Annotated in this window: 22 protein-coding genes; 14 read left to right on the top strand and 8 right to left on the bottom strand. The window is 50.4% G+C overall.

Translation table 11 applies throughout. The annotated features are described in order from the left end of the window. Positions 1-2: 2 nt before the first annotated feature. Together IOQ59_RS07650 and IOQ59_RS07645 are read right to left on the bottom strand one after the other, a co-directional pair. Entirely contained in the window at positions 3-365 is a 363-nt protein-coding gene (locus IOQ59_RS07650; protein WP_371871837.1) for a hypothetical protein, read from the bottom strand. Positions 366-658: 293 nt separating this feature from the next. Further along, positions 659-1,555, bottom strand: coding sequence for a LysR substrate-binding domain-containing protein (locus IOQ59_RS07645; RefSeq protein ID WP_193952683.1), 897 nt, complete (start codon positions 1,553-1,555; stop codon positions 659-661). Between the two features lie 127 nt (positions 1,556-1,682). On the opposite strand from IOQ59_RS07645, the gene IOQ59_RS07640 reads away from it, so the two are divergent. The 10 genes from IOQ59_RS07640 to IOQ59_RS07595 all read left to right on the top strand — a co-directional run bounded on the left by IOQ59_RS07640 (position 1,683) and on the right by IOQ59_RS07595 (position 9,792). Continuing rightward, entirely contained in the window at positions 1,683-3,017 is a 1,335-nt protein-coding gene (locus tag IOQ59_RS07640; RefSeq protein ID WP_193952682.1) for an aspartate aminotransferase family protein, read from the top strand. 16 nt (positions 3,018-3,033) lie between these two features. After that, complete coding sequence (locus IOQ59_RS07635; RefSeq protein WP_193952681.1) at positions 3,034-3,852, top strand: beta-keto acid cleavage family enzyme; 819 nt, start codon at positions 3,034-3,036, stop codon at positions 3,850-3,852. A 150-nt stretch (positions 3,853-4,002) separates the two neighbouring features. Further along, positions 4,003-5,049 (top strand): ion channel, encoded by a 1,047-nt coding sequence (locus IOQ59_RS07630; RefSeq protein WP_371871836.1) that lies wholly within the window; start codon positions 4,003-4,005, stop codon positions 5,047-5,049. Between the two features lie 26 nt (positions 5,050-5,075). After that, a complete protein-coding gene (locus IOQ59_RS07625) occupies positions 5,076-5,486 on the top strand; it encodes a DUF350 domain-containing protein (RefSeq protein ID WP_193952680.1) in 411 nt (136 codons plus the stop codon). A 14-nt stretch (positions 5,487-5,500) separates the two neighbouring features. Continuing rightward, positions 5,501-6,094 carry a DUF1190 domain-containing protein gene (locus IOQ59_RS07620; RefSeq protein WP_193952679.1) on the top strand — a complete coding sequence of 198 codons (594 nt, stop codon included), beginning with the start codon at positions 5,501-5,503 and terminating at the stop codon, positions 6,092-6,094. Beyond that, complete coding sequence (locus IOQ59_RS07615; RefSeq protein WP_193952678.1) at positions 6,095-7,258, top strand: glutathionylspermidine synthase family protein; 1,164 nt, start codon at positions 6,095-6,097, stop codon at positions 7,256-7,258. Positions 7,259-7,264: 6 nt separating this feature from the next. Continuing rightward, the gene (locus tag IOQ59_RS07610; RefSeq protein WP_193952677.1) at positions 7,265-7,591 is read left to right on the top strand and encodes a hypothetical protein; all 327 of its coding nucleotides are present in this window, start codon (positions 7,265-7,267) and stop codon (positions 7,589-7,591) included. Positions 7,592-7,596: 5 nt separating this feature from the next. Continuing rightward, complete coding sequence (locus tag IOQ59_RS07605; protein ID WP_193952676.1) at positions 7,597-8,253, top strand: class I SAM-dependent methyltransferase; 657 nt, start codon at positions 7,597-7,599, stop codon at positions 8,251-8,253. Positions 8,254-8,262: 9 nt separating this feature from the next. Further along, the gene (locus IOQ59_RS07600) at positions 8,263-8,682 is read left to right on the top strand and encodes a hypothetical protein (RefSeq protein ID WP_193952675.1); all 420 of its coding nucleotides are present in this window, start codon (positions 8,263-8,265) and stop codon (positions 8,680-8,682) included. Positions 8,683-8,874: 192 nt separating this feature from the next. Continuing rightward, positions 8,875-9,792: a LysR family transcriptional regulator gene (locus IOQ59_RS07595; protein WP_193952674.1), complete on the top strand. Its 918-nt coding sequence runs from the start codon at positions 8,875-8,877 to the stop codon at positions 9,790-9,792. A gap of 36 nt (positions 9,793-9,828) precedes the next feature. Here IOQ59_RS07595 and IOQ59_RS07590 read toward each other — a convergent pair whose 3' ends face one another. The 4 genes from IOQ59_RS07590 to IOQ59_RS07575 all read right to left on the bottom strand — a co-directional run bounded on the left by IOQ59_RS07590 (position 9,829) and on the right by IOQ59_RS07575 (position 12,758). Beyond that, positions 9,829-10,149, bottom strand: coding sequence for a hypothetical protein (locus tag IOQ59_RS07590; protein WP_193952673.1), 321 nt, complete (start codon positions 10,147-10,149; stop codon positions 9,829-9,831). 131 nt (positions 10,150-10,280) lie between these two features. Then, positions 10,281-10,931 (bottom strand): SGNH/GDSL hydrolase family protein, encoded by a 651-nt coding sequence (locus IOQ59_RS07585; RefSeq protein ID WP_371871835.1) that lies wholly within the window; start codon positions 10,929-10,931, stop codon positions 10,281-10,283. Between the two features lie 136 nt (positions 10,932-11,067). Further along, on the bottom strand, positions 11,068-11,451 hold the full coding sequence (locus tag IOQ59_RS07580; RefSeq protein WP_193952671.1) for a PH domain-containing protein: 384 nt from the start codon (positions 11,449-11,451) through the stop codon (positions 11,068-11,070). 224 nt (positions 11,452-11,675) lie between these two features. Beyond that, positions 11,676-12,758 (bottom strand): DNA alkylation repair protein, encoded by a 1,083-nt coding sequence (locus IOQ59_RS07575; protein ID WP_193952670.1) that lies wholly within the window; start codon positions 12,756-12,758, stop codon positions 11,676-11,678. Here IOQ59_RS07575 and IOQ59_RS07570 point away from each other — a divergent pair. Continuing rightward, complete coding sequence (locus tag IOQ59_RS07570) at positions 12,757-13,149, top strand: thiol-disulfide oxidoreductase DCC family protein (RefSeq protein ID WP_193952669.1); 393 nt, start codon at positions 12,757-12,759, stop codon at positions 13,147-13,149. The two genes, IOQ59_RS07575 and IOQ59_RS07570, sit on opposite strands and share 2 nt — an antisense overlap. Positions 13,150-13,156: 7 nt before the next feature. On the opposite strand, the gene IOQ59_RS07565 is transcribed toward IOQ59_RS07570, so the two are convergent. Continuing rightward, positions 13,157-15,124, bottom strand: coding sequence for a DNA topoisomerase III (locus IOQ59_RS07565; RefSeq protein ID WP_193952668.1), 1,968 nt, complete (start codon positions 15,122-15,124; stop codon positions 13,157-13,159). A 68-nt stretch (positions 15,125-15,192) separates the two neighbouring features. After that, the gene (gene gcvA, locus IOQ59_RS07560; protein WP_193952803.1) at positions 15,193-16,089 is read right to left on the bottom strand and encodes a transcriptional regulator GcvA; all 897 of its coding nucleotides are present in this window, start codon (positions 16,087-16,089) and stop codon (positions 15,193-15,195) included. A 251-nt stretch (positions 16,090-16,340) separates the two neighbouring features. On the opposite strand from gcvA, the gene IOQ59_RS07555 reads away from it, so the two are divergent. From IOQ59_RS07555 to IOQ59_RS07545, 3 genes are all read left to right on the top strand, one after another. Beyond that, positions 16,341-16,547: an RSP_7527 family protein gene (locus IOQ59_RS07555; RefSeq protein ID WP_193952667.1), complete on the top strand. Its 207-nt coding sequence runs from the start codon at positions 16,341-16,343 to the stop codon at positions 16,545-16,547. 255 nt (positions 16,548-16,802) lie between these two features. Further along, complete coding sequence (locus IOQ59_RS07550; RefSeq protein ID WP_193952666.1) at positions 16,803-18,191, top strand: diguanylate cyclase; 1,389 nt, start codon at positions 16,803-16,805, stop codon at positions 18,189-18,191. 406 nt (positions 18,192-18,597) lie between these two features. After that, positions 18,598-19,746 carry an OprD family outer membrane porin gene (locus tag IOQ59_RS07545; RefSeq protein ID WP_193952665.1) on the top strand — a complete coding sequence of 383 codons (1,149 nt, stop codon included), beginning with the start codon at positions 18,598-18,600 and terminating at the stop codon, positions 19,744-19,746. The last annotated feature ends 249 nt before the right edge of the window (positions 19,747-19,995 follow it).

Here is a 19,995-nt window from a genome sequence, read left to right as displayed (position 1 = left end):
GGTTACCAGTAGTAATAGAGTGTCACGGTTGACGCTATGACAAGCGGCGTCATGATAAACAGGTTTTTCGCGTCACCAAACAGGCGCTGAAACAGCACAACATGCATCACTGGGAACGAGATAAACATGCAGCTCAGTGGAATCCACCATTGAAAATTCTGGAAACCGAATGCCATTGAAAACAGCAAGGTCAATGCCGAGAGATTACCCACCATGATCACACTGACCGCACCGTTACGAGTCTGCATAAATGACGGTTTATTTTCATCAGCCAATTTATTGAGCGCACCCGCACTCAACGCTGCAGACATCGATACCAAGCCGGTTGCCAGAAAAACGTAGAGTAATTTGAGTTCCACTTCCACGTGAACGTTCTCCAAAATACGAATAATTTCAGGCTATTGTACGTAATTTGGCGCGCCCAACCCACCCACCGGAAGTCGCACCACATATAATCCTAAAGAATAACGTTATTCTATTTTGTAATTTAAAGATTTGTTTGATAGCATCGAAAACCCAAGTTACCGATATATCACTCTACTTTCTGAGAGAACAACGGGTGCTGGACAGGCATGATCTGAAACAGCCCGGAAGTTTCTTCGATAGTCATATCCGGAAACACTTCCACCCCGTCTCAGGCGGGGTATTTTTTTGTACCTTATAAAGGTGCAGATAACAGCTCTTGCGCCAGCCAATCCCTAAACTGAATCACTTTAAGTAACTCGGCCTTGTAGCCCGGACAGAAAAGATAGTAGGCAAAGCCACTCATGACACTCAACCCGAGCGGGTTAACTAATCGTCCTTTACTGATCGACTCCTGTGCCAGAAAGTCTGGAATCAACCCCAGCCCTAAGCCCTCTTCTGCTGCTTTAATGGACATAAAGAAATGTTCAAATCCAGCACCATATGTTGCATGTGTTGCTTCCAACCCAAGCTGCTGTAAAAACTCATCCCACATTCCTGGCCGCGTGACTTGGGTTAACAAACGATGCTGCAACAGATCCAAGGGCTGTAGCATCGACTTCATCTCAAGCACGTCAGGCGACGCCACTAGCAGCAATCGCTCATTAACCAGCACCCGGTGATATTGACCGGCTCTTTCCGGTAGCAGGCAGCGGATCGCCATATCAACTTCCGTCCCCGCAAAATCAGGTTTACCGTCTCCGGAAATCAAATCGACCTGTAGATGTGGGTATTGCTGCTCAAAGTCATGAATTCTGGAGATCAGCCAGCTACTGGTAAAAGAAGGCGTCACACTCAGCAGCAACCGTTCTCGCCGCCGGGTCCCCCGCTGCAATTGCTCGGTCGCGCTATCAAGCGAATCCAGTGCCGCGGTGACAAACGGGAGATACTGCTGTCCGGCGGCAGTCAGTAAAATCCCGTTCGCCCGCCGCTCGAACAAACCAACCCCCAAACGACTTTCCAGTTGACGAATCTGCTTACTCACCGCGCCTTGCGTCACACAAAGCTCTTCGGCTGCCGTTGTCACACTCAGATGACGCGCTGCCGCTTCAAACGCTTTCAGGGAGTTCAACGGGGGTAAAAAACGTCGCATTCAGACTCTCGCAAAGACATTCCAAAAACTCATACCCCACGATAATAAGTCGTTTGTTGAAATAAGCGAAGCCTTCTTTAATACACCCACAGAATCATACCTATCCGATATTTATCCAAGGCCCGATATGTCACACGTATTCCATCGTCATTGCCATGCTAACCTCCCAACAGCAACAGGGGGTCATGGCATCTATTTAACAGATCAGAATGGCAATCAGTATCTGGATGGCTGCTGCGGCGCAGCGGTTACCAGTCTCGGATACGGCCATCCTCGGGTTATTGACGCCGTCCAGAAGCAAGTTCAGGACATGACTTTTGCTCATACAGGCTTTTTTACATCAGAACCGGCAGAGCAGCTGGCTGAGTTTCTAGCGATAAACGCCCCAGGCACGTTGAACAAAGTCTATTTTACGTCCGGCGGTTCCGAATCCGTCGAAGCCGCACTTAAGATGGCTCGCCAGTATTTTCTGGAGATTGGACAGCCCTCACGCCATCTCTACATCACTCGCCGTCAGAGCTACCACGGCAATACTCTGGGTGCATTAGGCGTGGGCGGGAATCAATGGCGCCGCGAGCCCTTTGCCGCCATCATGACTGACGCTCACTACATTGATCCGTGTTACGCCTACCGGGACCAACACCCCAATGAGAGTGAGTTCGAATACGGCCAGCGTATGGCTAATCAACTAGAGGAAAAGCTGCGCGAGTTAGGCCCAGAAAACGTGGCGGCCTTTGTCGCTGAGCCTGTTGTCGGCGCGACCGCCGGTGCGGTACCCGCAGTGACGGGTTATCTGAAACGCATTCGCGAGATTTGTGATCAATATGGCGTTCTGTTGATTCTGGACGAGGTGATGTGCGGCATGGGGCGCACCGGCACACTGTTTGCCTGCGAACAGGACGGCATTGAACCCGACCTGATCACATTAGCAAAAGGCCTCGGTGCGGGATACCAACCCATCGGTGCTGTCATGGTTCAGCAAAGGATCTTTGATGCAATTTCATCGGGCACTGGTTTTTTCCAACACGGTCATACCTACATGGGACATCCTGTTGCCTGCGCTGCAGCTCTGGCCGTACAACAGACGATTCAGGATGATCAACTGCTGAATAACGTAAAGCAAATGAGCACCAAGCTGTTTAACCGGCTTCACCACACATTTTCTGATCATCCATACATTGGCGACATCAGAGGACGGGGGCTTTTTGTTGGCATCGAACTGGTTGCAGACAAAGACAGCAAACAACCATTACCGATCGAATCGTCTATTCATACCGCAATCAAAGCGGAAGCTATGGCCAACGGGCTGATGTGTTACCCCATGTCGGGCACGATCAACGGTCGTGATGGCCACCACATTCTGCTGGCACCGCCGTTTATCATTAACGATACTCAGATCGACGAACTGGTCGACAAGCTGGAGATCGCCGTGAACACCAGTTTCAAAAAGCTTCATGCATAACCGGAGAAAACAGGACATGACCAACACTGATATCGCATTGATTGTGGCTCCAAACGGGGCGCGCCGTATGCCATCCGACCACCCTCGCCTGCCTGTTACGCCTGACACAGCTGCACTTGAAACGCGGGCGGCCGTTTCTGCTGGCGCTGCGGTCGTTCACCTTCATGCACGAGACTCCGCAGGCAAACACACACTGGACCCGGCCATTAATCGCGTATTCATGGAGGCTGTACGACGAGAATTAAACACCGATGTGGTCATCCAGCTCACCACCGAAGCAGTTGGCCAGTTCAGCCCCGAACAACAGATTCAACTCATTCGGGAGTTAAGACCCGAAGCCGCCTCTTTTGCGGTACGAGAGCTGATCCCAAGCAACAGCAATGCAGACAAGCAGCGTGGTGGAGCATTTTTTGACTGGGTGCATAACCAAGGCATCATCGCCCAGTACATTCTCTACTCGGCCGAAGATGTCATACGCTACCAACAGCTCAAAGAGGAAGGTGTTTTACCGAAGGATAAACACCACCTTTTGTTCGTTCTGGGGCGTTATAGCAAAACCCAACAATCAGAACCCACGGATCTGATTCCAATGCTCTCAGCCCTGCAGGATGATACACGCTGGGCAGTCTGTGCATTCGGTCAGCAGGAACACCGCTGCGCGGCCACCGCTATCGCACTGGGCGGTGACATTCGAGTCGGTTTTGAGAACAACCTGCACGATATGAATGGTAATCAGGCGGAAAGTAATGCCACGCTAATCCAACAAGCAGCAACAATAGCAACATCGATGGCCCGCCCAATAATGACCGCGGACGCGTTTCGACAGTCATTCTGATTTTGACCTTAACCGGTGACCTCATCCGAGTCACCGGTGATCCTTCCTAAAAGACCCGCCACAGCCATCAATACCACCCGAACACCACTAGAAGCCCCTGCGGAAGCACAGTATGATTTGTGTTTCACCGAGTAAGGAAATTCGCCTGCTGTGCTGCTGTTTAAATACGTTCGCAAAGTGCTCAATCGCCACTTCAAACAGATGAACTGGCAAGCCATGATGCTACTGGTACTGCTGTATATTGCAGTCAGCTGGGGCATGCTAACCGCCGCCGGAGAACAAGGACTCACCGGTAGTGACTTCCTCTATTGGTTGCTGGTAACCGCCTCCACGGTGGGTTATGGCGATCTATCCCCAACAACAGCCGAAGGTAAACTGATCGTTGCCTTCTTTGTCATCCCCTTTGGTCTAAGCCTGTTTGCCCTGACCGCAGGTAAAGTTGCCGCGTTTAGCGCACATCAGTGGAGAAAAGGAATCATGGGCCTCAAACAACTCACCCTCAGCGACCATATTGTTGTCATTGGCTGGGACGAACAACGCACACCCGATATGTTACGCCTGCTACTGCTGGAAGCCGCGCAGAATCAGGGACGAAAAATCTGTTTATGTGTCACCGGTGCGATGGAAAATCCGCTTCCGGGTGAAATCGAGTTTGTGCGCGCCAAAGCGTTCAACGATGATCATGATATGGCCCGAGCCTGCCTGTCCGATGCCTCCACCATCATCATCGATACCGCGCAGGATGACTTTACACTCACTGCCGGGTTATACGCGTATGGACAGAATGTGGGTGCGCATATCATCGCCTTTTTCCGCGATGATTCGCTGGCACGCTTACTGAAGGAACACTGCCCGACTATTGAGTGCACACCGTCAGTATCCACCGAGCTGATGGTCAAAGCCGCTATGGATCCGGGATCCAGCTGCCTGCACCGCGAGCTACTTAGTGTAGCGGAGGGTATGACACAGTTCTCAATTCAGTATCCAGCGGGGATGCCTGAGTTATCCGTGCGCGATTTTTATATCCCACTGAAAGAACATTACAGTGCGACGCTGATTGCGATAGACCTGGATTCCGATGGTCGCCCGGAGATCAACCCGTCATTAGATCAACGTGTCAAAGCGGGCTGCACCCTCTATTACATCGCCGACAACCGAATTAAATCTTTTGACTGGGCCAAACTATCAGCCCATTAAACCCACTTTATAGATAGGAGACCTGCATGGAAGCCTTTGAATCTTTGCTGCTTGGCCTGACCAACTTCGCAATCTACTTTGGCCTGTCGCTGGTCGCGTTATTGCTGTTCAAATTTCTCTACACCTTAGTGACCCCGTACGACGAATGGGCGCTGGTGAAAAATCAAAATAGCGCTGCAGCCTGCGCCTTAAGTGGTGCAGTTATCGGCTTTTCAATCGCACTGGGAAGTGCAGCGACAAACTCTGTGTCGATTGTCGATTTTGCAGTTTGGGCCGTCATAGCACTAATCGCCCAGATCGTCGCATTTTTTGTTGTACGTATGTTTATGCCCCTGATCAGCCAGCGCATTCAGGACAACGAAATACCTGCAGGGATTGTACTGGGGGCAGTGTCTATTGCGATCGGCATCCTTAACGCCGCGTCTCTAACCTATTAAGGGAGGCATCACGGATGAAACGATCCCGTCAGATAAACCTGAATAAAATGCGCAAGCTGCCCGACCTGTCAGCGGCGCAACTGGCCAAAGTCAGCATCGTACTGGGCGGTAGCTATATGCTAACCGGCTGCGACAGCACCGACGCGTTTATTTATCGCACCATTGGTGAATGCGAACTGGATAATCCGTTAGATCTCCAACGCTGTGAAATGGCGTATCAGAAAGCGTTAGGCGAATGGAACCGGACGGCACCACGTTATCTGTCCATGTCCAACTGTGAGTACGATTTTGGTTACAACAGCTGTGAGCAACGCACGCGTTACTTTTACCCGCTGATGGCCGGTTTTATGCTGGGAGAAAATGAACAAACCAGCGACGAATATGATCTGGACTTTGATCGACCCAAAGCACTGGGTAAAAGCAAAAATGCCAGCTCTTATAACAAGTGGGTTGGTGCTAACGGAGCCCTGTTCGGCGATGCGGATAAACGCAAACTAAGCGTTGGCAATAAAGCGTTCACCCCTTTAAAAGGCAGTTCTCGTACGCTTGGCCGTGGCGGTTTCGGCAAAACAATCTCCAGCCGTTCATCATCGTCCTGGGGCGGATAGATGCTTCGCATCCCATTCCCTGAACGCCCCGATTGGAAAGTGAAAGCCCGTGAATTTGGCTTTCACTTCCATACCATGCATGGCGAACCCTACTGGGACGAAAGTGCGTACTACCAGTTTTCGCTGCAACAGATCGAAAATGATCTGGAAGACCCCACCGCGGAAATCCACCAGATGTGCCTTGAAGTGGTGGATCGGGTTGTTCGTAGCGAAGAGTTGATGACCCGATTTTGCATTCCAGAACCGTTCTGGGATCAGATCGCGACATCATGGTACGAACGTGAACCCAGCCTCTATAGCCGCATTGATCTGGCTTACGATGGCCAGGGACCTGCAAAGTTTTACGAAAATAACGCTGACACGCCCACCAGCCTGTATGAAACCGGATTTTGGCAGTGGTTATGGTTAGAGGATCAGGTGAACAACGGTCATATCAGCCGAAGTGCGGATCAGTTCAACGCCTTACAGGAGCTGCTGATCAATCGCTTTGCCCAGCTCAAACCCACCATGCCCAACCACACTCTGCATCTGGCGTGCTGTAAAGATACCGATGAAGATCGTGGCACCGTACAATATTTACAAGACTGCGCAGAACAAGCCGGCATCCGCTGCGCATTTGTCTATGTAGAAGATATAGGCCTGAGCGACCGCAATCGGTTTACCGATCTCAAGGACAACAACATCAGCTGGCTGTTTAAGCTTTACCCCTGGGAGTTTATGCACCGGGAAGAATACGGCGCTCACATTTCGGGCAATCATTGCCGCTTCCTTGAACCCTTGTGGAAATCAGTGATCTCCAACAAAGCCCTGCTTCCCCAGCTGTGGAAACTGTTTCCAGGTCACCCGAACCTGCTACCAGCCTACTTCGAGGATGACCCTGGTGCCGCTAACCTGAGCAAATATGTTCGCAAGCCAATATTTTCCCGCGAAGGCGCCAACATCTCCGTCCACCAGAACGGCAATACACTCATCCAAGGTGACGGCCCTTATGGAGAAGAAGGTTATATCCTGCAAGCATGGCATACACTTCCCAAATTCGGCGATAACTATACGCTGATCGGTTCCTGGCTGGTGAACGATGCACCCGCAGGCATCTCAATACGGGAAGACACCGGTCCGATTACTCAGGACTTGTCACGCTTTTTACCCCATATCATTGTGTAATCCCTTATGAAATCACTACTTCCGATTCTTTTTACGCTCAGCTTATGTCTCAGCTCTGCAGTGCATGCCGAGACCCAGTACGAAGTCATTGATGGGACCTACAGCGCCTGCGAAACCGAAGTTCAGTACCGGCAACTACTGAGCTGGTCACTTTACGGTGTTGGTCAAAAACCGGAACAGGGATGTGCTAAAGCGCCCGCCAAGGCAAAAGCCATTATCATCGAATGCCCGGAAAGTGATATTATCCTCTGCCGATTTCGCCTGACCCCAGCTGACGGTTCACCGTCCTACGAGGTCTGGGCCAGCAAAGTGATGTTAAAAGAGATACCTTAGCCCCCATGTCAGACTTCATCGTTAACGAAGCCATCGAAGATTACGCATTCCTGAACACCACCCGTGAACCGGAATTGCTACAAGAACTGATCGACGAAACCAACAAAAACATGGGCTGGCCCCAGAAACTGTCTGGCCGCCTGGTCGGCCGTACGCTGAAGATGCTGGTACAGCTGGCACAGCCAAAGAACTGCCTGGAAATTGGCATGTTCACCGGTTACTCCGCCCTGTCTATCGCCGAAGGTATGCCCGATGACGGCAAACTGATCTGCTGCGAAACCAACCCGCGTGCGATCGAATTTGCCCAAACATTTTATGACCGCAGCCCGCACGGCCATAAAATCGACGTGATTTTTGGTCGCGCACTCGACACCATCGACGACCTGACGGCCAAAGGCGAACTGGCCCCACTGGATTTCAGCTTTATCGATGCGGATAAGCGCAACTACATGAACTACTACGAACGCGTGCTGGAGTTAACCCGTCCGGGCGGCATGATCGTGTTGGATAACGTACTCTGGTCTGGCAAAGTCCTGCAGCCTGAGTCCGAGATCGATGATGTACTGGTGGAGATGAACCGCCGTATTGCTGACGATCCAAACGTCGAAAACACCTTCCTCACCGTACGCGATGGCATGAACGTCGTCCGTAAACTGCGTTAAGGCTGACCCATGTTTATCCTGCGTAACTATCAATCAGATACTGCCTCTCTGCAGTCCTTTGAGAACCAGACTGAGATTGATAACCAGCCACAGAGTGATGACGACTATCGCATCACTCAGGCAGGCGATTTGCTGGAGTTGTACGTCAAGACCGATAACAACGCCCCATTGATGGTTGTGTTAAAACAGGTACGTGAGTTCTATCTGGATGACCTGGATCTGGTCAACAGCGCTGCGGAAGTGACTGGTCTGCTGGTCTGGCTGATGGATGATTATGGGCTGGACGGTCGAGGGGAAAGCCTTGAGCAAACCGCAGACCGGCTGAGCGATCTCGACATTGAAGACGATACCGATAAATACACAGATCTGATCTTCCATCTGAAAGACGCAGTCGAACGCCTGTACGATCTTGAAATGGATGAGTGGTGACTCATTCACCCTTATCCGCCCACGCCCTGCTTTTTTAACACACCTCCCTGATCGAAATCTTAATGTTCACCGCTTTGCTTCTTCAAAGCCTTTGATCCATACTCGCCTATCGATTGTTCCATTTTACGCTACAATCCTTGTGTAAATTCCAGTTACCGCCTCCATCTAAGTTGTCCGGGGTACCAGCGCTTTATGAATCTGAACGATGTACGTCTCTTCCTGCGTGTTGTCGAAACCAACAGCTTTACCGCGGCAGCCGAAACATTAGGCATTCAGAAATCAACCATTAGCCGTCGTATTGGACAGCTTGAGGACGATCTTGGTGTCAGACTGCTGCAACGGACAACCCGGAAGCTGAAGCTGACCGATGAAGGTCAGGAGCTGTTTGAGCGCTGCCGCCCACTGATTGACGAACTGGAACAACTGCCTGATCTGGTCTCCGCTCACCATTCGGAACCCCAAGGCCGCCTGCGTATTACGATGCCACCGGAGATGGGCATTTTCCTGATGAACGATGTCATCTCCGACTTCATGCGCACCTACCCAAAAATCCAGCTAGAACTGGAGCTGTCTACGCGGGTGGTTGACCTGATTGAAGAAGGAATAGATCTGGCACTGCGCGTGGGTCATCTGGACGACTCCAGTTTGATCGCGCGTAAAATTGCCTCCATCACGGGTGGACTTTACGCATCGCCGGAATACATCAAAATACACGGCACGCCCAATTCACCGGGAGAACTGTCCAAGCACAGCTGTCTGGGCCGTCTGTCTAACAGTCTGAACTGGGCCTTTGATAATTGGAATAATGGTGCACCCGTGACGATCAATGCACGCCTGAAAGCCAACAACCTGATGTTCATGCGCGATATGGCGGTACAAGGGCTTGGCATTGCCCGCCTGCCTCGAGCATTTTGTCGAGGCGAAGTGGAACGCGGTGATTTGATACAAGTACTGGAGGACTATCACTTACCTGGTACAGAGGTACATGCGCTTTATCCAAGCCGCCGTCACCTCAGCCCAAAAGTGCGACTGTTCATCGATCATTTGCTGAGTATGCTGGAAGACCACCCCTGGATGTCCGACATGCAGCCGGCAAGTCGTCCGCGCTAAGAAACAACCCACCTCAAGACACACCATGTCAGACCGTTAGAACGGATAATAGCGGTCTGCTGAATAACAGAACTTATCCCGCTTTTTCCGGAATGACTGGTTGTAAGGTCTTTTAGTTTTTTCATACTTTGCGGTGAAATGCCGACACTGCTGCACAAAATGCCTTTGTGCCTGAACCCGGCAACGACGGTAAGGGATACTGCCATCATCGTAGTTGTAGCACACAGATTCATGCAAAATTCGACCGGAACGTTCCTTCCATTTAACTTTATACACGGTTGAATCAGATTTTTTTGCTGCCAGCACAGGCATCGAAAGACTGGCCACTATGACCAGAGTAAAAACACACTTAAACATCCAGCATCCTTGCTAAAGCATCTATTGAAGACAAAACCTTCCGTAGCGATTTACGTCCTGCAACCACTACGGCACGCTCAACACTGTCGAACACTCACATTCGGGCGCAGCGTTAAATCATATTTCTGCGATCAGAAATCACGATCCAGTATCTTATCGATGACATCAATCAGCGCACGCCCCAAGGCAAAGTGCTGTTCCGCATCCAGATGCACACCATCCACCGCGCTGGTTTTTGTGACAGTTCCCGCATCAAAGAAATGACAACCTTCTGCTGCGGCCACTTTACGCATTTCCAGCGCCAATCCTGCAGCTTTCTCTTCTGCGCCTACAAACTTATCGGCGATAGGACCTTTAGGTGCCTGAATGACCGGCGGACACACCACCAGAATGGGTGGCGCTGGCATACCCGGCTCAATCGGTGCAGTTCTTACCTCGTTGATTAATGTCCCCACCCCTTGTGCCGCGTGCCATGCGGTATGAGGGTGCATTGACTGGAAATCATTGTTGCCCAGCATGATGATCACTAACGCCAACGGAGAGTGCATCTCAACGGCCTGGGCCAAGCCCTCGATACCATTACGGCCAGGCTTAAACGGGTCTTCCCACACCGTACGACGGCCGTTCAGACAGTCTTCCACCACTCGAACATGGTGCTCATCCAATATCAGACCATTTTCCAGCACACCCGGCCAGCGCTGATCAAAATCCAGTCGCTCTCGGGTTCCCGGTATGATCCCCCACGTTAATGAATCAGAATAAACCAATACCTGCTTTAACACTGCCTCTCCCTCCATGAATGGCTCAGCCAGATGATCTCTGGCGAAGACTGATTAGCGACTGATTCAGACCAGACACCACCCGCCGATCTCGTGCGATTCCACGCTTAACCTACACTGTATATGTACGCCTATCAGTTTAGGCCTTACCGAACATACCCGCAGCCAACGCCTTTTGTACGTTAGTAATGTTATCGCCACCTTTGAACTCTTTAACCATTGGCTCAGACATACCTGACAACCAAATCTTCAGCTCAGAATCCATATCAAAATGGCCGGATGTTTCGACTGAGAAACGAACAATCGACTTATACGGGATCGTCAGATATTCCCGTTTCTTACCCGTCATCCCCTGAATATCGATCAGGATCAGACGCGATTCTGTAAATATGTATTTATCGCGGATCACTTTAAAAGCCAAACGAATCTCTTCGCCCTCGTAAAGGACCGGTTCGAGTTCTTCTTTTAACTCATCAATATCAACATCGCTGGCATTACCCAGCAAACCATCTAATAGACCCATAACGCGTTACCTCCAAATTGTGCTGCCACACCCTGACGCCAGGCCGCTGAATGACACCTGAATTAACACCGTAACAGCTATAAATGACAGTACCAGCAAATTAAGTAAGGTTTTTATAGACCATCACTCTCTGTTTAGCGACTTAACCGCCCTCTTACTGTACGCCTTGATTGCCGGCACACGATAAACACAGCATAGAAAATCTCAAGATAACGGTATAAATTTCAAGATAACAGCTGAAACTCTAAGCTTGCTTTTTCCGCGCCATTCACCAAAATTGTCAGCCGATGTTCGCCCGGGTAGTGTTTACGGGTCGTCATCTGACGAAAGCTCTGGCGACGACTAAACGCTTTGCGTGTCTCATCAAACTCCCCCTCGGTGATTTTGAACACCTTACGGTTTTGCCGCCCATTGGCTTTCATATAGTCCACCGCGTATTCAATTCGCAGCCGACCCAAATCTCCCTGCAACACCCCCAGCTCAAAACTAAAAAGAAGCTCATCACCGATGTGCAGAGACTCACGTTCCAGCTGCAATTTAGCAACGGCGATATCTTCAGCCGGGTGATAACCAAACAGTGCCATCACATCCGGATGCGCTTGTTTCAGCAGCGTTCGGCTGCCGTGCTTGATAATCCAATCACTCAATGGACTTTGATCAAAATATTGCTGCGCCCAACGAATCATCACGTCTGGATTATCTTTCGCAATATCGTTCAGATTATTCGCCACACTGCGCCGCACGTAATCACTCTCATCATGCCGCAAGTTATCCAGAATAGGTAAGATCGGTGCAGGATCACGCTTAAACTCCGGCAACGCCTGCCCCCAGGGTAGTCTTGGACGACAACCTTCACTGGCAAGACGCCGTACATGATGATTCTCGTGTTCGCTCCAGCGCAGCATTTGCGCCATCATTTTCTCCGGCTCCGCCATAATAAACGGCCGCACAGCGAACTCTGCACTGGAAAATCGAGTCAACCATTGCATAGCCTCCATGGAAATATCCCAGTGCTGCTGGCCATATGCTTCCACATAGTCCGGAAAAAACAGCGCCTCATAACCGCTGAATGAGGGCGCAACATCCATCAGCACGGTAATCGCTTTTTCATAGGGTTGCTGCAACGCTGAATGCAGACAGTGACGAATGTGCTGGCTCCGCGCTTTAAGCTCACGTGATGCCCATTGCTCATCAAACACCGACTGCAAAAAACGCTCAGCCGGAAAAGCCGGATAGGCTTGTGAACAACAGTCAGCCAAACGCTGCAGGTAAACCTGATCGTAGGCATCTTTTAAGAGTTGAGACATGAAGCACTCCAACAAAAATGAGGAATTGTGGGTTTTATATGACGGATTATGTCCGATCTGCCTGCGCCAGATGGCGCAGTTCAAACGAGTGTGCAAGGACCCTGCCATTCACTGGTTTGATATCACCGGTCAGGAGGACTGGTTGCACCAACACAACATTCAACCCATCGACGCCATGCTAGAGCTTCATCTGATCAATCAGGATCGTCAGGTCATCAAAGGTTTGGACGCATTTATCCGCCTCTGGTCACACACAACGCTGTTTAAGCCCTTAGCGTGGCTACTCCAGCTGCCCATCATTTATCCGGCCGTGCAACGCTACTATCACGGAGCCACCCGGCGCCGCTTGCGTAAACAAGGTCGCCTCCCCAAACAACACTGCGACAAATGAGTCTATTTCAACTCAGATCTCTAGCCGACTGCTTACGTTTGCTCGATGTCGTTTTACGACTACGCGTACCTGTACCCGCGGCACGCTTACGTCGACGCTTAACCGGTTTTGATGGCAACCCCTGTAAACTGGAGGGGACAACCGTCACTGCCTGAGCGATCAGCTCATTCAAACGCCCCAACAACGGAGACATAAAACTCTGATAGCTTGCGTGTTTCTGGCTGATTGCATCCAACTGTGATTCCCAATGCGCGGTCATATCAGGCTTGGACGCACTGTCGGGCAATGCATCCACCAAACCGCCACCCGCTTCGGTCGCCCGAATCGCCTTACCTTCACGGCTCAGAAAACCACGCTTAAACAACAGTTCGATAATGCCTGCACGGGTTGCTTCCGTTCCCAGACCGTCCGTATCCTTCAGCACTTTTCGAATATCACTGTCGGTCACGTAACGGGAGATTCCGGTCATCGCGGCAAGCAATGTTGCATCCGTAAAGTATTTAGGTGGCTGGGTGATTTTTTCTATCACTTCACCACGCTCTGAATGCAAGTTCTGGCCCTGAGTCAGAGCTGGCAGGGTCTGTTGCTCTGCGTCATCTTTGTCAGGTGTCTGCTTACCCAGCAATATTTTCCAGCCCTGCTCTAAAGGTTGTCGGGCGGTCGTCGTAAAACGTCCGCCTTCAATCATCACCTCAACCTTGGTCTCAAAATAACGATAGGCGGGTAGAAACTGATAAAGATACTGACGGGCAACCAGTTCATAGATCTGCCGTTCCGTTTTCCCCAAACGCCCGAGATCACTGTTTTTTGCAGTGGGAATAATCGCGTGGTGCGCATCAACCTTTTTGTCGTTCCAGGCTTTGCTTTTTTGTACCGGATTCAGCATCCCCTGCGCTTTTTCAAACTCAGCACAGTTGCTGTTGATGGCAGATATAACCGATGGTGCCTGAGCATGTTGCTCCACCGGCAGGTAGCGGCTGTCAGAACGCGGATAGGTGATCAGTTTGTGCTTTTCATACAACGCCTGACAACCGTCCAGCACTTGCTGTGCACTCATGCCAAAACGTTTTGCCGCATCAATCTGCAATGAGGACAAGCTGTAAGGCAGCGGCGCGGCTTGTTGTTTCTCTTTCTGCTCTAGCTTGCTCAGCAACGCTGTTTTATCAGTGATCCGGTTAGCGACATTCTCAGCCAGTGGACGGGACAAGACACGGCCGTCTTCATCCTGATAGGGCCGACACGCCTCACTCGGCTGCCATTTGGCGGTAAAACGCGACCCGTCTGGCGTCACCAAGTGGGCAATCACTTCATAAAACGGCTTGGGCTGAAATGCTTCAATTTCCCGATCCCGCCTTACCACCAATCCCAACACGGGTGTTTGCACTCGCCCCACAGACAACACGCCGTTATATCCGGCTTTCTGACCCTGCAGCGTATAGGCACGGGTCATATTCATGCCGTACAACCAGTCGGCCCTTGAACGCGCCAACGCCGACGTGGAAAGCGGAATGAAGTCGCGGTTTTCGCGTAAACGACTGAGCGCACGCTTCACGGCAGGCGGGTTGAGATCGCTAATCAGGCAGCGCTGAATGGTCGCTTTCTTAGCTGCGGGCAACCCGATAAACTCGATCACCTCATCCACCAGCAACTGCCCTTCGCGATCGGGATCACCCGCGTGGACCAGTTGATCGGCTTCCTTCATCAACTTACGGATGACGCTGAGCTGTTTGCGAGTTTTGGGTTTAGGTTTGAGTTGCCATTGATCAGGAACAATGGGCAGGCTTTCTAATGTCCACTTTTTATAGGCGGGATCGTAAGCATCCGGCTCAGCCTGCTCCAGCAAATGGCCGATACACCAGGTCACTACATCTCCATTCCCTGCCCGCACAAAGCCTTCTCCCTTTTTGTGTGGCTTCGGAAGCACATCAGCGATCGCTCGCCCGAGGCTGGGTTTTTCTGCAATGTAGAGGATCATGAGATTCGCCAGATACTTACTGTATATAAAAACAGTAATCTAGCGAACTTTAGGTATGATTGCCAGTATCAGTCTGATTGGCGGGACTCTTCCATCTTGACCATCAACCAATCACGAAAGGATTCCATACCGTATGTCGGCTGACGTTTATTGGAATACACCAGATAAAAATCCCGTGCAGACTTCAGTACCACATCAAAAGGCTGCACCAACTGACCATACTGAACCTCGCGCTCAATAAGCTGGCTGTCTGATAATGCCACCCCCAACCCTTCCATCGCAGCATTCAATGCAAGCGAGGTGTTGGAGAATGTCAGGCTTTTTTGATCACGCGACCATCCGACGCCTTCCTGACGCAACAGCTGATTCCACTCCTGACTGCGGCTGGATACATGGATCAGCGTGTGCTCCCTCAGATCCCGAAGGGTTTTCAGGCGCCCTTCCTCCAATAACAGCGGACTGCATACCGGCATAATGGCGGAATGACGCATAAAGTGTGCTTCCACCCCCTTCCAGCGGCCGTCACCAAAGTAGATCGCCATATCCGTATCGGAGTGCTCAAAATCGATCGCGCCCGACAATGTGCTCAAGCGCAGTTCTACATCAGGATATTGCTTCTGAAAATCGGCCAAACGAGGCACTAGCCAGCGTGTCAGAAATGCGGGGGCAACCGCGATATTTACAGCACCCGCGTTTGGGGACGCCATCAACCGTCGGGTAGCACTGTCCACCTCATCCAGCGCCAGCTGAATCGCAACCAGATACTTTTCCCCCGCCGTCGTGAGAAACACTTTGCGCTTTTCACGCCGAAACAGAGGCATTCCCAAAAACGCCTCCAACCCTTTCACCTGATGACTGACCGCTGAAGGCGTCACAAACAGCTCGTCAGCAGCCTGATTAAAGCTACCGAGACGAGCGGCAGCTTCAAAACTGCGCAACGCATTTAAAGGGGGTAAACGTCTGATAACTCTCTCCAGCGACCACGGATGTGAACCAAGGCCTGAATTGATGAATTTTTCTAATCAATAAGCTGAGAAACTGTCGTTTGTCTAGCAGCCACGTAGACTTTAGTATAAACCCCATCAACTGACTGATCTACGGTTAGAGCACAGATAACACGGGGCTTACCCAGCCAAATCTCTGTTTCGGGCCGTACTGACCGACGAATCTTATCCGAACGTCAGGTCACGTAAACTTAATACATCTGGTGAATAAAATGCAGAACGAAATTGTAATCCGTACTAACGAAGCTGGCGAACCTGATATGGATTTCTATCTGCGTGAAGCTCAAATGCTGCGTGAGCAGGCATTGGTCGATACATTCACCTCATTGATCAGTTCTATTGCGGCCGCAGTGCGTTTCGCTAAGCAAAAGCTGAACTTCAGCCGCCAACCTTCTTTCGGGACCCTCTTAGGACACTAAGAGCACACCTCTCTTTGGGGCCTTTTTAAGGCCCCTGTTTTATTCCAAGTCTCTCAACCCCCTCTCTCAAGCTCTCCGGTTTTCTTCCTGAGAAAATCAAAACGTCATCGTCACACACAACAATCCTTCTCGAATTCAAACAGGTGTTTTTCATTAATATATTGAAAAACAATATGATAGAAAAAAAATCATACTTCAAAAATTCTTGAGTGATCTATACTTAATTGAGTAACCCGTCCCAACGAGTGCAGCTGTATGGGTATTCAACGAAACCGTTCGAGCTTTTTCCCAATACTGGTAGGTGTTGTCACCTGCTGTATTGCAATGACGGTCACATTACTCATGACCTACGCTGAGTACCGTTGGCAGCGTTCAATGAGCGTCAGCCATGCGTCTGAACATGCTGGGCAATATAAAGCTATTCTTGGCAAAGCCCTCGCCGAAAACCTGATCGTCATAGATGCAGTTGAAGGCTTATTACGTCTGGCACCCAACCCAAGCTACAACGACTTTCAACAATTGGTGAAACCCTTACTGGATCAACGCCCGACAATTAAACAAGTTGAAGTCGCCCCTAATGCCGTAATCAAGCTGGTTTATCCACATTCTGAAGACAACGCCATTATTGGGCTTGATTTACGATCACTGCCTGGACAACGCAAAGTCGTAGAAGAAACGATCCGCAGTCAACGCTTCCGACTGGCAGGCCCCGTAAACCTGATCGAAGGCGGCTATGGAGCCATAGCACGTAAGCCTATTTTTATTTCTCCAGATGGCCAGCATGATGGAGAACAGTTCTGGGGGTTTATTACTTTAATCCTGGACGTCAATCGACTGCTGTCGGAGATCGTTTCGGAAGAAAGCGATACCATGACCCGCTACGCTATCCGTGGCACTGATGGCTTGGGCGCACAAGGAGGTGTCTTTTTCGGAAGCCCTGATGTGTTTAAACAGCCCGTAGTCACTCACACAATTCCCGTTCCCGGGGGATACTGGCAACTTGCAGCCTCAGTTGATCTTTCACGCATATCCCGTCGCTGGGAGATGCTGATGTTCAGCTTAGTCGGCATGGTCGGCTCTGTAGTGGTCGGAGTATTGGCGGGTATTCTTGTATTGCAATGGCAACACCTACATACCAAGGCCACACGGGACTCACTCACCCGGGTTTATAATCGTCAGCGCATTCAGGAAATGGGGGCACAAGAGGTACAACGCGCCCAACGCTATAACCATCCACTTTCGCTGATCATGATTGACCTGGATAGCTTCAAATTGATCAATGACCGCTACGGCCATTTGACCGGGGATCAAGTCCTTCAGGAATCAACCGACTTTATAGAACATGCGGTACGAGGCTGTGATTTGGTCGGTCGCTTTGGTGGGGAAGAATTTGTCGTTGTCCTGCCTGAATGCGATGTTTGTGAAGTTGCAGTTGTTGCAGAACGCATTCGGTTTGAGCTTTGTCGCACTCTATCTATTGATTATCAACAGGTGAATTTATCGGCCAGCCTTGGCACTGCGACACTTCAACGCAGCGAATGCTTTGAGGACATGTTAAATAACGCAGACATTGCACTTTATGAAGCGAAGAGAACAGGCAAGAATCGCGCTATAGCCTTTTCTCCTCATCTAATAAGCACGTGACTTTAACTGATAAAAACCTCTCTTTCTCTAACTGAGCACCCTCCTACGCACCAGAATTGAAACTCGCTTTCAATTCACCCATGTTTCCCATATGCGCATTCTAAGTGCCACACTGAGATCCATCCCAAAGCCTTATATCATCAAGCACTTATAAGCAGTGCATTACACAAATACATATAGAAGCAACCTCACTAGCACAACAACACCACAAAAGTTTCGTATTGAATCAATATTTTCATATACGACAACATAAAAGGTGCTATTCTCCGATTCGCTCCATAGATGAATGCTCATTCATTTAATGAAATACGGCTCATCGTTTGAAGCTATACACTGCTTCCCAGCTGCACCTGGAGGCCAGTACTAAATATAAAAAGACAGTGACGATAAATCAGGATTGAACATCATGGCTAACGTGTCCAAGAAACTTCTCCCTATTGCAATCGTGGCAGCGACTGCTGCAACTCAGGCACCAGCAGCGCTGGCTGACCTGAATGTTGATCTGCGCACCTTCTACTTCAATCGCGACTTCTCTGAAGGCTCCGCACCTAACCGCGTTGCGCTGACTCAGGCAATCCGCGTTGATTACACCAACGAGCTGACTGACCGCATCGCAATTGGCGCGTCCCTGTTCGCAAACGTGAAACTGGACGGCCACGGCGACGACCAGTCTACCGGTCTGCTGAGCTCTAACAGCAACAGCTACGCTAAACTGGGTCAGATATTTGCTGACGTAAAACTGGCTGAAAACGCGTCTGTACGTCTGGGCCGCTGGGTTGTTAACACCCCTCTGCTGAACGACTCCGATTCCCGCGCGACGCCATCGTCTACTCAGGCAGTTAAACTGTCTGGCAACTTAGCAGACGTTGATTTGTACGCGCTGTACAGTGATCGTGCATCTGCTAAAACCGATGCATCTTTCGAGAAATACGGTACTGATTCTGACGGCCTAGTACTGATTGGCGGTGGCACTAAGCTGGACAACGGCATCAGTCTGCACGCAGCATACGGTGAATCCGATGACTTCCTGTCTCAGGCTTACTTCAATGTGGCTTACACCACTGACCAGCTGCTGATTGATTTCCATCACTACGACAGCGAAGGCGAAGGTAGCAACACACAGGACGCTACGTTGACCAACCTGGCCGCTCAGTACTCTTTCGGTAATCTGGCGCTGACCGGCTCTTTCCAGACCGTCGGTGGAGACACCGCTTACGGCTACACTTGGGGCGGCAACGATGACAACGGCCTGGTGACCTGGAACGCTGTTCAGATCATGGACTTCAACAACAAAGATGAAGATTCCTTCCAGATCCGTGCTGACTACGCGTTTGCCGATATTCAGGGCCTGAAAGCCATGGTTCGCCACACATGGGGTGAGTACGACAACGGCGGCACCGACGTTGACGAAGCTGAAACCAACGCAGAGCTGAAATACACGCTGCAGTCTGGTGAATTGACCGGTCTGTCTCTGCGTATGCGCTTGTCTCACGTTGAAGCGGATGCTTACAACGACATCAACGAAGTGCGCTTGATCGCTAACTACAGCTTCTAATTTAGGCTAAAGTCAGCAGAAACCCGCTACGGCTCCCCTGCCTGTGGCGGGTTTCCTTTATGCCATCCAAACATCAGTACACAACACCATATTTCAAAATAGAATTAAAAGCACAAAACAATATAACCAAAAGAAATATTTAATAATAATTCCTTCTTAGCGCTATTCCACCTAATCCTTATAATCACCGCCTTCTGTAACGTCACACTAATGCCCGTTACAGCTCATTGAGTGCTGATGGCAATCCCA

The organism is Pontibacterium sinense, from assembly GCF_015209595.1.
In the GTDB taxonomy this organism is placed as follows: domain Bacteria; phylum Pseudomonadota; class Gammaproteobacteria; order Pseudomonadales; family Balneatricaceae; genus Pontibacterium; species Pontibacterium sinense.
The sequence above is the reverse complement of the archived record's forward strand: the minus strand, read 5'-3'. Positions and strand labels throughout refer to the sequence as shown.

Excerpts from the sequence above, each read along its gene's own strand:
- IOQ59_RS07565 (WP_193952668.1), bottom strand. The coding sequence starts at position 15,124 with ATGATCCTCTACATTGCAGAAAAACCCAGCCTCGGGCGAGCGATCGCT.
- IOQ59_RS07600 (WP_193952675.1), top strand. The coding sequence starts at position 8,263 with ATGTTTATCCTGCGTAACTATCAATCAGATACTGCCTCTCTGCAGTCC.
- IOQ59_RS07575 (WP_193952670.1), bottom strand. The coding sequence starts at position 12,758 with ATGTCTCAACTCTTAAAAGATGCCTACGATCAGGTTTACCTGCAGCGT.
- IOQ59_RS07625 (WP_193952680.1), top strand. The coding sequence starts at position 5,076 with ATGGAAGCCTTTGAATCTTTGCTGCTTGGCCTGACCAACTTCGCAATC.
- IOQ59_RS07635 (WP_193952681.1), top strand. The coding sequence starts at position 3,034 with ATGACCAACACTGATATCGCATTGATTGTGGCTCCAAACGGGGCGCGC.
- IOQ59_RS07580 (WP_193952671.1), bottom strand. The coding sequence starts at position 11,451 with ATGGGTCTATTAGATGGTTTGCTGGGTAATGCCAGCGATGTTGATATT.
- IOQ59_RS07550 (WP_193952666.1), top strand. The coding sequence starts at position 16,803 with ATGGGTATTCAACGAAACCGTTCGAGCTTTTTCCCAATACTGGTAGGT.
- IOQ59_RS07570 (WP_193952669.1), top strand. The coding sequence starts at position 12,757 with ATGAAGCACTCCAACAAAAATGAGGAATTGTGGGTTTTATATGACGGA.
- IOQ59_RS07590 (WP_193952673.1), bottom strand. The coding sequence starts at position 10,149 with ATGTTTAAGTGTGTTTTTACTCTGGTCATAGTGGCCAGTCTTTCGATG.
- IOQ59_RS07595 (WP_193952674.1), top strand. The coding sequence starts at position 8,875 with ATGAATCTGAACGATGTACGTCTCTTCCTGCGTGTTGTCGAAACCAAC.
- IOQ59_RS07620 (WP_193952679.1), top strand. The coding sequence starts at position 5,501 with ATGAAACGATCCCGTCAGATAAACCTGAATAAAATGCGCAAGCTGCCC.
- IOQ59_RS07640 (WP_193952682.1), top strand. The coding sequence starts at position 1,683 with ATGTCACACGTATTCCATCGTCATTGCCATGCTAACCTCCCAACAGCA.
- IOQ59_RS07545 (WP_193952665.1), top strand. The coding sequence starts at position 18,598 with ATGGCTAACGTGTCCAAGAAACTTCTCCCTATTGCAATCGTGGCAGCG.
- IOQ59_RS07615 (WP_193952678.1), top strand. The coding sequence starts at position 6,095 with ATGCTTCGCATCCCATTCCCTGAACGCCCCGATTGGAAAGTGAAAGCC.
- IOQ59_RS07610 (WP_193952677.1), top strand. The coding sequence starts at position 7,265 with ATGAAATCACTACTTCCGATTCTTTTTACGCTCAGCTTATGTCTCAGC.
- IOQ59_RS07555 (WP_193952667.1), top strand. The coding sequence starts at position 16,341 with ATGCAGAACGAAATTGTAATCCGTACTAACGAAGCTGGCGAACCTGAT.
- IOQ59_RS07605 (WP_193952676.1), top strand. The coding sequence starts at position 7,597 with ATGTCAGACTTCATCGTTAACGAAGCCATCGAAGATTACGCATTCCTG.
- IOQ59_RS07645 (WP_193952683.1), bottom strand. The coding sequence starts at position 1,555 with ATGCGACGTTTTTTACCCCCGTTGAACTCCCTGAAAGCGTTTGAAGCG.